The sequence below is a fragment of the Micromonospora sp. bgisy143 genome (genome assembly GCF_057708145.1).
The window spans coordinates 1-14,476 of record NZ_JBYIRN010000019.1; the positions used below are offsets into that span (position 1 = coordinate 1).

General features: G+C 71.2%; 12 protein-coding genes. 6 read left to right on the forward strand and 6 right to left on the reverse strand.

Translation table 11 applies throughout. The features are described from left to right. Positions 1 to 64: 64 nt before the first annotated feature. Genes AC3EN4_RS21270 through tkt form a run of 5 tightly spaced genes read right to left on the reverse strand, consistent with a single transcriptional unit; the run spans position 65 to position 7,638 of the window. Positions 65 to 1,081, reverse strand: a complete 1,017-nt coding sequence (locus AC3EN4_RS21270) for a glucose-6-phosphate dehydrogenase assembly protein OpcA (protein ID WP_422735914.1) — start codon at positions 1,079 to 1,081, stop codon at positions 65 to 67. Further along, entirely contained in the window at positions 1,078 to 2,619 is a 1,542-nt protein-coding gene (gene zwf, locus AC3EN4_RS21275; protein WP_435207571.1) for a glucose-6-phosphate dehydrogenase, read from the reverse strand. Before zwf ends, AC3EN4_RS21270 begins: the two co-directional genes overlap by 4 nt. Positions 2,620 to 2,621: 2 nt before the next feature. Further along, a complete protein-coding gene (locus tag AC3EN4_RS21280) occupies positions 2,622 to 4,271 on the reverse strand; it encodes a glucose-6-phosphate isomerase (RefSeq protein ID WP_435207489.1) in 1,650 nt (549 codons plus the stop codon). Positions 4,272 to 4,308: 37 nt separating this feature from the next. After that, positions 4,309 to 5,484, reverse strand: coding sequence for a transaldolase (gene tal, locus AC3EN4_RS21285; protein ID WP_435207490.1), 1,176 nt, complete (start codon positions 5,482 to 5,484; stop codon positions 4,309 to 4,311). Between the two features lie 15 nt (positions 5,485 to 5,499). After that, positions 5,500 to 7,638: a transketolase gene (gene tkt / locus AC3EN4_RS21290; RefSeq protein WP_435207491.1), complete on the reverse strand. Its 2,139-nt coding sequence runs from the start codon at positions 7,636 to 7,638 to the stop codon at positions 5,500 to 5,502. A 277-nt stretch (positions 7,639 to 7,915) separates the two neighbouring features. Here tkt and AC3EN4_RS21295 point away from each other — a divergent pair, with 277 nt between their 5' ends. The 4 genes from AC3EN4_RS21295 to AC3EN4_RS21310 all read left to right on the forward strand — a co-directional run bounded on the left by AC3EN4_RS21295 (position 7,916) and on the right by AC3EN4_RS21310 (position 10,870). After that, complete coding sequence (locus AC3EN4_RS21295) at positions 7,916 to 8,869, forward strand: heme o synthase (protein WP_435207492.1); 954 nt, start codon at positions 7,916 to 7,918, stop codon at positions 8,867 to 8,869. A 284-nt stretch (positions 8,870 to 9,153) separates the two neighbouring features. Then, on the forward strand, positions 9,154 to 9,489 hold the full coding sequence (locus AC3EN4_RS21300) for a hypothetical protein (protein ID WP_422735907.1): 336 nt from the start codon (positions 9,154 to 9,156) through the stop codon (positions 9,487 to 9,489). A gap of 15 nt (positions 9,490 to 9,504) precedes the next feature. After that, on the forward strand, positions 9,505 to 10,425 hold the full coding sequence (locus AC3EN4_RS21305; RefSeq protein WP_435207493.1) for an ATP-grasp domain-containing protein: 921 nt from the start codon (positions 9,505 to 9,507) through the stop codon (positions 10,423 to 10,425). Between the two features lie 187 nt (positions 10,426 to 10,612). Beyond that, positions 10,613 to 10,870 carry a hypothetical protein gene (locus tag AC3EN4_RS21310; RefSeq protein ID WP_435207494.1) on the forward strand — a complete coding sequence of 86 codons (258 nt, stop codon included), beginning with the start codon at positions 10,613 to 10,615 and terminating at the stop codon, positions 10,868 to 10,870. Between the two features lie 294 nt (positions 10,871 to 11,164). Here AC3EN4_RS21310 and AC3EN4_RS21315 read toward each other — a convergent pair whose 3' ends face one another. After that, positions 11,165 to 12,127, reverse strand: coding sequence for a COX15/CtaA family protein (locus AC3EN4_RS21315; protein ID WP_435207495.1), 963 nt, complete (start codon positions 12,125 to 12,127; stop codon positions 11,165 to 11,167). A 194-nt stretch (positions 12,128 to 12,321) separates the two neighbouring features. Here AC3EN4_RS21315 and AC3EN4_RS21320 point away from each other — a divergent pair, with 194 nt between their 5' ends. Then, positions 12,322 to 13,023 (forward strand): helix-turn-helix transcriptional regulator, encoded by a 702-nt coding sequence (locus AC3EN4_RS21320; RefSeq protein ID WP_422740764.1) that lies wholly within the window; start codon positions 12,322 to 12,324, stop codon positions 13,021 to 13,023. Beyond that, positions 13,020 to 14,450 carry a Fe-S cluster assembly protein SufB gene (sufB, locus tag AC3EN4_RS21325; RefSeq protein ID WP_421472182.1) on the forward strand — a complete coding sequence of 477 codons (1,431 nt, stop codon included), beginning with the start codon at positions 13,020 to 13,022 and terminating at the stop codon, positions 14,448 to 14,450. Before AC3EN4_RS21320 ends, sufB begins: the two co-directional genes overlap by 4 nt. Positions 14,451 to 14,476 lie beyond the last annotated feature (26 nt).

Consider the following 14,476-nt stretch of genomic DNA (forward strand, 5'->3'; position numbering starts at 1 on the left):
GGTGGGGGGGGGGGGGGGGCGGGGGCTGGGCCGTCCCTCCCCCCCCCCGCCGGTGTGGTGCAGCTCAGCTGTCGCCGCTCGTGCCGCTGTGCGCGGTGACGCCGGCCTCCGCGCGCTGGGCCGTGGCCGGGTCCTTCCAGACGTGCACCCGCTGCGGCGGGCGCTGCTCCAGGCCCCGGAGGCCGGCGGTCGCGCCCAGCGCCTCCGCGTACACCTGGTCGGCGTCGAGGCGGCGCAGCTCCTCGGCCAGCTCGTCACCGAGCGGCCGACGGACCAGCGGCAGCGTCCGGTCCTCCTGGCCGGTCCGCCGGAACACGGCCAGGCTCTCCTCGCGGGTCAGCGTCAGCTTGTCGCCGTTCGCGCAGGTCAGCTGCACCTCGCGCATGCGGGGGAACTCGTCGCTGTCCACCCGGCGCGGGGTGATGCCGAGCCGGCTGGACAGCCAGCCGGCCATCAGCGCCGCCGTCGGGTCGGTGGGCGGCGCGACGATTGTCGCCTCGGTGACCTTCGCCTCGGTGGTGTCGAACGCACCGGCCACCAGGGTCCGCCACGGGGTGATCCGGGTCCACGCCAGGTCGGTGTCGCCCGGGGCGTAGTCCCGGGCCCGCTGGCGCAGCGCCTCCACCGGGTCGGCGGCCTGCGCGGTGTCGGTGATCCGCCGGTCGGCGACCACGCCGAGGAAGTCGGTGGCGATCTCCGCGGGCGGCTCACCGTGCCACCAGGTCACCACCGGTACGTCCGGCACCAGCAGCGGCATCACCACCGACTCGGCGTGCAGGGCGAGCCGCCCGTACATCCGGGTGACCACCGCCTCGCACGGGCCGAGCCGACCACCGACGACGATCTCCGCGTCCAGCCGGTTACGGTCCCGCTCGATGTCCGAGCGGACCACGACAACCAGCCGGCAGGGGTGGGCGGCGGCGGCGATGGTCGCCGCCGCCTCCGCCTCGCGGACCCGCTTCTCGTCCACCACCACGATGAGGGTGAGCGCCATGCCGCTGGCCACACCACCGGCGCTACGCCGCTCGGCGGCCAGCGCCTTGACCACCTCGTTGCCGGTGGTGTCCCACAGCCCGATCATGCTCTTCTCCAAGCGCGGCCCTCGCGGGCCAGCATCTCGTCGGCCGCCCGCGGCCCCCACTCGCCGGCCCGGTACGGCTCCGGCGTGGTGCCCGCCCAGGCGTGCTCCAGCGGGTCGATGACCTGCCAGCTCTGCTCGACCTCGGCGGCGTCCGGGAACAGGGTGCGGTCCCCGATCAGCACGTCCAGCACCAGGCGCTCGTACGCCTCGGGGCTGGACTCGGTGAACGCCTCGCCGTACTGGAAGTCCATCGCGATGTCGCGGACCTCCATGGTGGTGCCCGGCACCTTCGAGCCGAACTTGAGCACCACGCCCTCGTCCGGCTGCACCCGGATCACCAACTGGTTGTTGCCCAGCGACTCCATGTCGGCGTCGTTGAACGGCAGGTGCGGCGCCTTCTTGAACATGATGGCGACCTCGGTGACCCGCCGGGGGAGACGCTTGCCGGCCCGGATGTAGAACGGCACCTCGGCCCAGCGCCGGTTCTGGATGCCGAGGCGGACCGCCACGTACGTCTCCGTGGTGGAGTCGGCCGGGACGTCCTGCTCCTCCCGGTAGCCGACCGCGCGCTCGCCGCCCACCCAGCCGGGCAGGTACTGGCCCCGGACGGTGTCCCGGGCCACGTCCTTCGGCAGGGTGATCGCCTTGAGCACCTTCAGCTTCTCGGCGCGGATCTCGTCGGCGTCAAAGCTGGTCGGCTCCTCCATGGCCACCAGGGCCAGGAGTTGGAGCAGGTGGTTCTGCAGGACGTCGCGGGCCGTGCCGACGGTGTCGTAGAAGCCGGCCCGGGTGCCGATGCCGACGTCCTCGGCCATGGTGATCTGCACCGAGTCGACGTACTTCGAGTTCCACAGCGGCTCGAACAGGTTGTTGGCGAACCGCAGGGCGAGGATGTTCTGGACCGTCTCCTTGCCCAGGTAGTGGTCGATCCGGAAGACGTCCTGGCGGGTGAACACGTCGTCGACGAGGTCGTTGAGCGCCTTCGCCGACGGCAGGTCGTTGCCGAACGGCTTCTCCACCACGACCCGCCGCCACCCGCCGGACTTGTCGTTGTCGGCCATGCCGGTGCGGGCCAACTGCTTGAGCACCACCGGGAAGGCGGCCGGGGGGATCGAGAAGTAGAACGCCGCGTTGCCGGCGATGCCGTGGCTCTGCCGCAGCTCGTCCAGGGTCGAGGCGAGCTGGTCGAAGGCGGCGTCGTCGTCGAATGAGCCGCCCACGAACTTGATGTTGCCGGCCAGCCGCGCCCACACCTCGTCCCGCCACGGCGTACGGGCGTGCTTCTTGGCCGCCTCGCAGGCCAGCGTCTCGAAGTCACCGTCGCCCCAGTCACGACGCGCGAAGCCGAGCACCACGAAACCGGGTGGCAGCAGCCCCCGGTTCGCCAGGTCGTAGACCGCGGGGAGCAGCTTCTTGCGGGCCAGGTCGCCGGTCACCCCGAAGATCACCAGAGCGCACGGCTCGGGGATCCGGGGCAACCGGCGGTCCTGCGGGTCACGCAGCGGGTTCGTCGAGCCGCCTTCTGTCACAGCGTCCATCCTCACGCCCGCAGCTCACCGGCCGCGTCGAGTAGTTGGGCGACGCCGGCTGCCCGGTCGGTCAGGTGCAGCCGCAGCACCGGCCGCTCCCGGCCGGCGAGGGCCTGCCGGTCGCCGGCGGCCTGCGCCGCCTGCAACTCGCCGAAGGTGTACGGCTTGCCCGGCACGTCCAGGTCCTCCGCGACCGCGCCGGTCACCTGCAGGTAGCTGCCGACCTGCGGACCACCCTTGTGGTACTGGCCGGTGGAGTGCAGGAACCGCGGCCCCCAGCCGAAGGTCACCGGCCGTCCGGAGGCACCCGCCAGCAGCGGGCGCAGCCGAGCCGCGTCGGCGTCGGCGAACCGGTCGAGGTACGCCATGACCGCCAGGTAACCGTCCTCGCCCAGCCCGTCGAGCAGCCACCGCAGCACGCCGGCCAGGTCACCCGGGGCGCCCTGCGGCGCGTACACCTCGATCGCGCCCTCGGTGAACGACGGCGTCTCGGCCGGCAGCCCCGAGGCCAGGATCTTGTTGGTGTTCTCCTTGGACTCGGTGACGTTCGGCTGGTTGAACGGATCGATGCCGAGCACCACGCCGGCCACCGCGGTGGCGTACTCCCAGGCCAGGAACTGCGCGCCGAGCGGGCCGTTGACGGCCACGTCCGGGTTGCCGCCACCGCCCGGCATGTCACCGGCGGCCAGCGCGCCGCCGTAGCTGACGGTCAGCACGTCGGGCCCGGTCGCGCCGGGGCTCTGCGGTGACTCCACGACCACCGGCAGGATGCCCACGCCGGCCTTGCCGGTCGACTCGGCGATGAGCTGCTCGGCCCAGTCGCCGAGGCCGTCGATGCCGGTGCCGTCGGACACCAGGGCGACCTTGTCGCGGGCCAGCGTGGCGGCGGCGCCCAGGGCGGCGCCCAGCGCCAGCGCCGGGTTGTCCTGGTCGGCGGCGAGCGACCGGGCCAACGCGTCGGCCTGGTCGATCAGCTCGGACACGTCGACGCCGGCCAGCGCGGACGGCACCAGCCCGAACGCGGTCAGCGCGGAGTACCGGCCGCCCACGTTCGGGTCGGCGAGCACGGTGAACGCGCCCATCTCCGACGCGGTCGTCTCCAGCGGCGAGCCGGGGTCGGTGACGATGACGAAGTGTCGGCCGGCCTCCGCCTCGGTCATCCCGGCGTCCAGGAACGCCTGCCAGTAGGCGCGGCGGTGGCTGTCGGTCTCGACCGTCGAGCCGGACTTGCTGGCGACCACCACGACGGTGCGTTCCAGCCGGTCACCGAGGGCCGCGCGGACCTGGCCCGGGTCGGTGGTGTCCAGCACGGTCAACGGCCGACCAAGGGTCCGCGTGATCACCTCGGGGGCGAGGGACGAGCCGCCCATGCCGGCGAGCACGACGTGGTCCAGGTCGGCCAGCTCCGCCTTCAGTTCGGCGAGCTGCGCCAGCAACTCCCGGCTGCGCTGGTGGGTGTCCACCCAACCGAGCCGGATCTTCGCCTCGGCCTCGGCGTCCGGACCCCACAGGGTGGCGTCCTTGGCGGCCAGCCGCCCGGGGACACCGGCCTTGACCAGCGCCTCCCGGGTCGAGGCGGGCGCGGCCTTGTCGACCGCGTCCGCGCCGTACACGGCGAGCCCGGCGGCAGCCTCTACCGGTCCCGCGAGAAGGTCGCTCATGCCGTCACTCCGCTTCGCTGCGTGCTGATTCGGTCGCTCACGCGCCACCGGCCTTCTCGGCGGCCTTGGCGTTGTCCTTGGCCGCCTTGTTCGGCGCACCGTTGCCGCTGCCCGCCGCCTTCAGCGACTTGCTGACGCCGTCGAGCAGCTCCTGCCAGCTCGCCTCGAACTTCTCCACGCCCTCGCGCTCCAGGGTGGCGATCACGTCGGCCATGTCCACCCCGACCGACTCCAGGTCCGTGAAGACCTTGCGGGCCGCGTCGTAGGACCCGGTGACGGTGTCACCGCGGGTCTCGCCGTGATCGGCGTACGCGTGGATGACCGACTCCGGCATGGTGTTGACCGTTCCGGGGGCGATCAGCTCCTCCACGTAGATGACGTCCCGGTAGTCCGGGTTCTTCGTCGAGGTGGACGCCCACAGCGGGCGCTGCGGGTGCGCCCCGGCCGCCTCCAGCGCCTTCCACCGGTCCGAGGAGAAGACCTCGGTGTAGCGCTCGTACGCGAGCTGCGCGTTGGCCACGGCGGCCTTGCCGCGCAGCGCCTTGGCCTGGTCCGAGCCGATCTTCTCCAGCCTCTTGTCGACCTCGGAGTCGACGCGGGAGACGAAGAACGACGCGACCGAGCCGATGGTGGACAGGTCGTGACCGTTGGCCTTGGCCCGCTCCAGACCGGTCAGGAAGGCCTCCATGACCGCCGAGTAGCGGTCCAGACCGAAGATCAGCGTGACGTTGACGCTGATCCCCTCGGCGAGCGTGTCGGTGATCGCCGACAGGCCCTCCTCGGTGGCCGGGATCTTGATGAAGAGGTTGGGCCGGTCGACCAGCCACCACAACGCCTTGGCCTCGGCGACCGTCTTGTCGGCGTCGTGCGCGCTGCGCGGGTCGACCTCGATCGAGACCCGGCCGTCCACGCCGGCGCTGCCGTCGTACGACGGGCGCATCACGTCGCAGGCCCACCGTACGTCGTACGTGGTGAGCATCCGGACGGCCTCTTCCACGTCCACGCCACGAATGGCCAGGTCGCGCAGCTGCCAGTTGTACTCGTCGGCGTCGCTGAGCGCCTTCGCGAAGATGGTCGGGTTGGTGGTCACCCCGGCCACGTGCTTCTCGCGGCGGAGCTGGTCCAGTCCGCCGGAGCTCAGCCGCACCCGGGAGAGATCGTCGAGCCAGACCGCCACACCCGCGGCGGTGAGCTCATTCAGCTTGTCGGTCATGCCGTCCACGCTCCCTCAGTTGCCGGTCGTGAAACCGGTGATGTCGCCCACCCGGGCCAGCGAGGCGTGCGCCGCCGCCACGATCCGGTCGGGGGTGAACCCGAACTGCTCGAAGAGCACGGTGTGCGGGGCGCTCGCGCCGTAGTGCTCGATGCTGACGCTCTCGCCCAGGTCGCCGACGATTCCGCGCCAGGACATCGCGATGCCCGCCTCCACGCTCACCCGTGCCTTTACCCCGCGCGGGAGCACCGACTCCCGGTACGCCTCATCCTGCTCGTAGAACCACTCCTGGCAGGGCATCGAGACGACCCGGGTCGGGGTGCCGTCGGCCTCCAGCCGCTCCCGGGCGGTCAGCGCGAGCTGCACCTCGGAGCCGGTGCCGATGATGATCACCTGGGGCTTGCCGTTGGACGCCTCGGCCAGCACGTAACCACCCTTGGCCACACCTGACGCATCGCCCAGAACCTCCCGGTCCAGGGTCGGCAGCGGCTGGCGGCTCAGCGCCAGCGCGGTCGGCCGGTCGGTGTGCTCCAGCGCCTGCCGCCAGGCCCACGCGGTCTCGTTGGCGTCCGCCGGACGGACCACGTCCAGGCCCGGAATGGCCCGCAGCGCGGTCAGGTGCTCCACCGGCTGGTGGGTCGGGCCGTCCTCGCCCAGGCCGATCGAGTCGTGCGTCCAGACGTACGTCACGGGCAGCTTCATCAGCGCGGCCAGCCGCACCGACGGGCGCATGTAGTCGCTGAACACCAGGAACGTGCCGCCGTAGGGGCGGGTGCCGCCGTGCAGGGCGATGCCGTTCAGGATCGCGCCCATGGCGTGCTCACGGATGCCGAAGTGCAGCGTGCGGCCGTACTCGTGGCCCGGGAAGTCCTTGGTGGCGTGCGACGCCGGGATGAACGACGGCTCGCCCTTCATGGTGGTGTTGTTGCTCTCGGCCAGGTCGGCCGAGCCGCCCCACAGCTCCGGCAGCACCGGCGCGAGCGCCTCCAGCACCTTGCCGGACGCGGCCCGGGTGGCCACACCCTTGGCGTCGGCGGGGAAGACCGGCAGCGCGTCGGTCCAGCCGTCGGGCAGCACCCGACCGGCGAGCCGCTCGTAGAGCGCCGTGCGCTCCGGGTTGGCCTTCTTCCAGGCGTCGAACGACGCGGTCCACTCCTGCTCGGCGTCCGAGCCGCGACCCATCACGGTACGGGCGTGACCCAGCACCTCCTCGTCGACCTGGAAGGTCTGCTCCGGGTCGAAGCCGAGGATGCGCTTGGTGGCCTTGACCTCGTCGGCGCCGAGCGCCGAGCCGTGGATCTTGCCGGTGTTCTGCTTGTTGGGCGCGGGCCAGCCGATGATGGTGCGCAGCGCGATGAACGAGGGGCGGGTGGTCTCCGCCTTGGCGGCCATGAGCGCGTCGTAGAGCGCCTCGACGTTCTCGTGGTAGTCACCCTGGTCGGCGTCGCCGGTGCGCCAGTCCACGGTCTGCACGTGCCAGCCGTACGCCTCGTAGCGCGCCGCCACGTCCTCGCTCTTGGCGATCCGGGTGTCGTCCTCGATCGAGATCTCGTTGTCGTCGTAGATCAGCGTGAGGCTGCCCAGCTGCTGGTGACCGGCGAGGGCGCTGGCCTCGTGGCTGATGCCCTCCTCGATGTCACCGTCCGAGGCGATGCACCAGATGTTGTGGTCGAAGACCGACGTGCCCGGCTCGGCCTCCGGGTCGAACAGGCCACGCTCGCGGCGGGCCGCCATGGCCATGCCGACGGCGTTGCCCAGACCCTGTCCGAGCGGACCGGTGGTGGTCTCGACGCCCGGCGTGTGCCCGTGCTCCGGGTGGCCCGGGGTCATCGAGCCCCACTGGCGCAGCGACTTCAGGTCGTCCAGGCTCAGCGGGTAGCCGGACAGGAAGAGCTGGATGTAGAGCGTCAGGCTGGAGTGGCCGGCGGAGAGCACGAACCGGTCCCGGCCGGGCCAGTTCGGGTCGGCCGGGTTGTGCCGCATGACCCGGTTGAACAGGAGATAGGCCGCGGGCGCGAGGCTCATCGCGGTGCCCGGGTGGCCGTTGCCGGATTTCTCCACGGCATCCATGGCCAGCACGCGGACGGTGTCGACGGCCCGGCGATCGAGGTCGGACCAGTTGAGTGCGGAGTGCTCGGGTCGGTTGGCAGCCACGATGGTTGTGCTCCTCGGCAGATGGGCGGAACCCTCACTGGTGACCCTATCGAGCGTGACTAAACGTCCGCCCGGGGATCTCGCATGGTGTGCGGTACGTGATGGTCGGCCAGGTGGTTCAACCCGGGGGTTCGACCCGGTGGTGTGACGGCCCGCACCGTTGTCGGGTCGGCCGGGCAGCCAAAACGACAACGCGTAGTGTGTGGGTCGGTGTGCGGTCCCCGAGCGGGCCTCGCCGGTCCGATCTCCCCGTGCCGATGCCGGAAGGTGGCAATCCGTGAGCATGATCACCGAGCGCCCCGCGAGCAACCCCGCCGGGCAACCCCCGGCACGGGCGGCCGAGGGTCCGGTGGCGCGGCGGGACGTACGCGCGATCGTGTCGGCGTACGTGGCGCTGACCAAGCCGCGCATCGTCGAGCTGCTGCTGGTCACCACCGTTCCGGCGATGATGCTGGCCGAGGGCGGCCTGCCCTCGCTGTGGTTGATGGCCGTGGTGCTCATCGGTGGCTCGCTCGCCGCGGGGGCGGCCAGCGTCCTCAACTGCTACATCGACCGGGACATCGACCAGTTGATGCGGCGCACCAAGCGGCGTCCGCTGCCGGCGCACACCGTGTCGCCCCGGAGCGCGCTGGTCTTCGGCCTGGTGCTGGCGGCGGTCTCGATCGTGCTGATGGCGGTGTTCACCAACCTGCTCGCCGCCGGGCTGACGCTCGCCGCGATCGTCTACTACGACGTCATCTACACGTTGTGGCTCAAGCGCTCCACCCCGACGAACACCTTCTGGGGCGGCGCCTGCGGAGCCGCCCCGGTGCTCATCGGCTGGGCGGCGGTCACCGGCGGGCTCGCCCCGGCGGCCTGGGCGCTGTTCGCGGTGGTCTTCTTCTGGCAGATGCCGCACTTCTACCCGCTCGCCATGAAGTACAAGGACGACTACGCCCGCGCCGGCATCCCGATGCTGCCCGTGGTGGCCTCGACCCGCCGGGTGAACGCCGAGATCCTGATCTTCGCCTGGCTGACCGTGCTGACCTCCCTCGCTGTCTGGCCGCTGGGGCTGAGCGCGATCTACGGCGTGCCGACCCTGGTGGTGGGCGCCATCTTCATCGTCGAGGCGCACAAGCTCTGCCGGCGGGCGACGCGCGGCGAGGCGGTCAAGCCGATGCGGCTGTTCCACTGGTCCACGACGTACCTGACGATCGTGTTCGTGGCCGTCGCGCTCGACGCGCTGATCTGAGCCGGCGCTGCGACGCGACTCGCGTCGCGGCGGAACTCTGGACCAATCACCACCGTGGATGAGTTGTCCCGGTTTAACGTCACATCAGAGTAACTTTCGGCATGAGTCGGATCGGCTCAACCTGCGAGGGTCCCGCGCTGGTTTGCACCAGCGGTTACGGCGGGAAAGTCCTGATTTAAGCGGACAAAAAGTCTGTGCTCGCCCTTAAACCCGTAGGTAATTGGCATCACAAAAGGTTCATGGTTCTCGCCCGCGCGAGTGGAACTCTGCTTAGGCTTCGCGTCATGGCAGATGGTTCCGATACGACGCTGACGGCCGAGCAGACCTCCGGCGAGCGGGCCCCGCAGGGTCTGGTCGCGGGTCTCAAGTCGTTCGCCGCCGCGCACGGCGGCGCGAAGGCCGTCATCGAGTACGTCGGTAAGCGCGGCGCACGGATCGTCCTCGTGGGCGGCGACGGTGAGTGGGGCGACCAGTTCGCCGAGGACACCGTCACGGCCCGGGAGGCGTGCGCCACGGCGGGAGTCACCGTCGAGAACGCCTGGGAGCGTGAACTGATGGACCAGATGCGACCGAGCAACGACCTCTGGCGGTCGATGGCCCGGCGCACGATGGCCCGCTGAGATAGATAGCTGAAATTGACCAACCACCACCAGTCGACCCGGGGGAAACCCCGGGTCGCTCTCGTCACCTGCTCCCGCCTGGCCGACCTCGACTCCGACGACCGCCTCGTCCTCGACCCGCTCGCCGCCCGGGGGATCACCGCCGAGGTCGCCGTCTGGGACGACCCGGACGTCGACTGGTCCACGTACGACCTGGTCGTGCTCCGCTCGCCCTGGGACTACGCGCTGCGCCGCGACGAGTTCGTCGCCTGGGCCGCCACCGTGCCCACCCTGGTCAACCCGGCCGACGTGGTGCGGTGGAACACCGACAAGCGCTACCTCGGCGAAATGAGCGCCGCCGGAGTGCCCACCGTGCCGACCTCCTGGGTCGAGCCGGGCCAGACCTGGTCCCCGCCCGCCGACTCCGGCGAGTACGTGATCAAGCCGGCGGTCAGCGCGGGCAGCCAGGACACCGGCCGCTACGACCTGGCCGACCCGGAGCACCGCACCCTGGCCGAGGCGCACGTACGCCGCCTCTCGGCCGCCGGCCGGACGACGATGGTCCAGCCGTACCTGCGCGCCGTCGACACCGAGGGCGAAACCGCACTGCTCTTCCTGGCCGGCCCGGACGGTCTCGCGTTCAGTCACGCCATCCGCAAGGGCCCGATGCTGACCGGCCCGGACCTCGGTCCGGACGAGCTGTACAAGGACGAGGAGATCAGCCCCCGTACCGCCGGGGACGAGCAGTTGGCGGTCGCGGAGCGGACCCTCGCCGCTGTGCCCGACGGCACCCGGCAGCTCCTCTACGCCCGGGTGGATCTGATCCCCGGCCCGGACGGCGACCCGGTCCTGGTCGAGGTGGAACTCACCGAACCGTCGCTCTTCCTCGGGTACGCCGACGGCGCCGCCGACCGCTTCGCCACCGCCATCGCCACCCACCTCGCCCGCCCGGCCTGACCCCGCACCGTCGCGCCGGCCGGCCCCGGGTGTGTGCCGCCTGGCCGCCCGGCCTCGGGCGGGTGCCGCTCGGCCTCGGACGGGTGCCCCCCGGCCTCGGGCGTGTGCCCCAAGACCCGCGCAATATCGGGGATGTTGCTGTCTCCCGGGCGCGGGAAGCAGCAACATCCCCGATGCTGTGCAGATCTTGAGCAGGAGCACGGGCCTCCCTGCCGTACTCGTGGCCGTCGTCGCCGGGTCGGCGGGTCGGCTCACCCACGTCTGGGCGTGCCCGCGCTCCGGCTCGCCCGCGCTCCGGCTCGCCCGCGCTCCGGCTCGCCCGCGCTCCGGCTCGCCCGCGCTCCGGCTCGCCCGCGCTCCGGCTCGCCCGCGCTCCGGCTCGCCCGCGCTCCGGCTCGCCCGCGCCCGGCTCGCCCGCGCCCGGCTCGCCCGCGCCCGGGCATGATCGTGCTCGATCCAGGATCGAGTGGTCTCGGTGCGCGGTGGAGGCCACTACTTCATGGTTCGTGCGCGATCTTGACGTCGCCCCTCCCCAACGCGCCCTCTCCCCAACGCGCCGATCTTGCAGTTTCTGTGGCGACGAAAGGTGCAACTTCGCCGATTTCGTCATCCGAAAGTGCAAGATCGCCGGCGTGGGGCGTGGGGCGTGGGGCGTGGGGCGTGGGGCGTGGGGCGTGGGGCGTGGGGCGTGGGGCGTGGGGCGTGGGGCGTGAGGTGTGAAGTGTCGGGCGTGGGGGTGTTAGGCGGGGGCGGGGACTGCTGTGGGTTCGTGGGCTTCGGCTTGGGGTGCCGGGGTTGCCGGGTGGCGTTCGCGGGTGGACCACTGGACCGCGAGGGCGGCCAGGAGCACCAGGCACGAGCCGAGCATGTGCGCGCCGACCAGGAGTGCCGGCACGTGGGTGAAGTACTGCACGAAGCCGATCAGCCCCTGGCCCAGCTCCACCGCCAGCAGGACCACTGCGGCCCGGGTGGCGCGTCGTGCGCCCACCGCGCGGAACGCGAAGACGAGCGCCGCCGACAGGCCGATGAGCAGGAAGACCCCGTCGGCGTGTACCTGGGAGATGGACTCCGGGTCCAGGCCGTTGCGGGCCGCGCCGTGGTCCCCGGCGTGGGGTCCGCTGCCGGTGACCCAGGTGCCGATCACCAGTACCGCGACGGTGACGCCGGTGGTGACCCGGGCCAGCGTGCGCAGGGGAGTGGGCACCACGGCGACCGTCGGGCCGTCCGGGTCGCCGATCCGCCGCCAGAGGGCGTACGCGGCGGCGATCACCGCCATCGAGGCGAGGAAGTGCAGCCCGACCACCCACGGGTTGAGGTTGGTGAGCACCGTGATGCCGCCGATCACCGCCTGGGCGGGGATGCCCAGGAACACGGCGACGGCCAGGGCGAGGAGCCCGGGTCGGCGGGGCCGGTGGGTCAGCACCGCCAGCACGGTGGCTAGCGCGATGAGGCCGACCGCGAAGGTCAGCATCCGGTTGCTGAACTCGATCACCCCGTACACGCCCATCTCGGGGGTGGTGACGTACGAGTCGTCGGTGCACCGGGGCCAGGTGGGGCAGCCGAGGCCCGACGCGGTCAGCCGGACCGCCCCGCCGGTGACGACGATCGCCACGTTCGCGATGATCGAGGCGAGCGCGAGGCGGCGCAGCAGGACGCCGGATACCGGACGGACGATTCGGTTCACGGCGCAAATCCTACGCACCGTAGTGATCGAGGTTCGTCCGACTCCGCCGGCTCGGTGGTTCGGATCACCGGGGCCCGGGTTTGCCACCCTCCGGGCAATTACGTAACGTTGGCGTTGTGAAAAACGCGGCGGCGCTCTCCGGGCACCAGTCGGCGGCCGTCCCGGCCGTCGGCGCGTCCGCGTCCGCCCTCGTCGGGGCCGCGTCGTCCGTCCTGGGCGGGCCCGCGACGGAGACCTCCACCCGGGACCGGGTCACCCAGTTGCTGCTGGAGCGGGGCGCGACGACCGCCGCGCAGCTCGGTCTGGCGCTCGGCCTCAGCCCGGCGGCGATCCGCCGGCACCTGGACGCGATGCTCGCCGACGGTGACGTGGTCGCCCGCGAGCAGGCGGTGCAGGGCAGCCGTGGCCGGGGCCGTCCGGCCAAGGTGTTCGTGCTGACCGAGGCGGCTCGCGGCCGCTGTGGCACGCACCACTACGACAACATGGCCACCGCCGCGCTGCGCTGGATCGCCCGCAGCGGCGGTCCGGACGCGGTCGAGGCGTTCGCCGCCGAACAGGTCTCCGCACTCGAGTCGCGCTGCCGGGCCGCCATGGAGGACGCCGGCGACGACCCCCTCGCGCGGGCCGAGGCACTCGCCGGAGCGCTGACCGCCGAGGGTTACGCTGCCAACGCGACCACGATCGCCTCCGGCGGCCAGCTCTGTCAGCACCACTGCCCGGTGGCGCACGTGGCCGCCGAGTTTCCCCAGCTGTGCGAGGCCGAGACCGCGGTGATCTCCCGTCTGGTCGGCACCCACGTGCAGCGCCTGGCCACCATCGCGCACGGCGACGGGGTGTGCACGACGCACATCCCGACCCAGCCGGGCCGTGCTCCATCCGGTAATCCCGTCACCACTGTGAGGACAGATAGATGACCGAGCAGATCGTCCAGCCCCTGACCCAGGAAGAGCAGCTCGCCGCCCTGGGTCGCTACGAGTACGGCTGGTCCGACCCGGACGTCGCGGGGGCGGTCGCCCAGCGCGGCCTCAACGAGGCGGTGGTGCGGGACATCTCGGCCAAGAAGAACGAGCCGGCCTGGATGCTCGACCTGCGCCTGAAGGGCCTGCGGCTGTTCGGCCGCAAGCCGATGCCGGCCTGGGGCGCGGACCTCACCGGCATCGACTTCGACAACATCAAGTACTTCGTGCGGTCCACCGAGAAGCAGGCCACCAGCTGGGAGGACCTGCCCGAGGACATCAAGAACACGTACGACCGGCTGGGCATCCCGGAGGCGGAGAAGCAGCGGCTGGTCGCGGGTGTCGCGGCGCAGTACGAGTCGGAGGTCGTCTACCACAAGATCCGTGAGGACCTTGAGGAGCAGGGCGTCATCTTCCTCGACACCGACACCGCGCTGCGGGAGCACGAGGACATCTTCAAGGAGTACTTCGGCACGGTGATCCCGGTCGGCGACAACAAGTTCGCCGCGCTGAACACCTCCGTGTGGTCCGGTGGATCGTTCATCTACGTGCCGAAGGGCGTGCACGTGGAGATCCCGCTGCAGGCCTACTTCCGGATCAACACGGAGAACATGGGCCAGTTCGAGCGGACGCTGATCATCGTCGACGAGGGTGCGTACGTGCACTACGTCGAGGGCTGCACCGCGCCGCTCTACTCCTCGGACTCGCTGCACAGCGCGGTCGTGGAGATCATCGTGAAGAAGAACGCGCGCTGCCGCTACACGACCATCCAGAACTGGTCGAACAACGTGTACAACCTGGTCACCAAGCGCGCCGTCTGCCACGAGGGCGCGACCATGGAGTGGGTCGACGGCAACATCGGCTCGAAGGTGACCATGAAGTACCCGGCGGTCTACATGACCGGCGAGCACGCCAAGGGCGAGGTGCTCTCGGTGGCGATGGCCGGCGAGGGTCAGCACCAGGACGCCGGCGCCAAGATGGTGCACGCCGCGCCGCACACGAGCAGCACCATCGTGTCGAAGTCGATCGCCCGTGGTGGCGGCCGGACCTCGTACCGGGGCCTGGTGCAGGTGCTGGAGGGCTCGCACCACAGCCGCAGCACGGTCAAGTGCGACGCGCTGCTGGTCGACACCATCTCGCGCTCGGACACCTACCCGTACGTCGACATCCGCGAGGACGACGTGTCGATGGGGCACGAGGCGACCGTCTCCAAGATCAGCGATGACCAGCTCTTCTACCTGATGAGCCGGGGTCTGAGCGAGGACGAGGCGATGGCCATGATCGTGCGTGGCTTCATCGAGCCGATCGCCAAGGAGCTCCCGATGGAGTACGCGCTGGAGCTGAACCGGCTCATCGAGCTCCAGATGGAGGGCGCGGTCGGCTGACGCCGCCCGTACCACCAGACACCGTC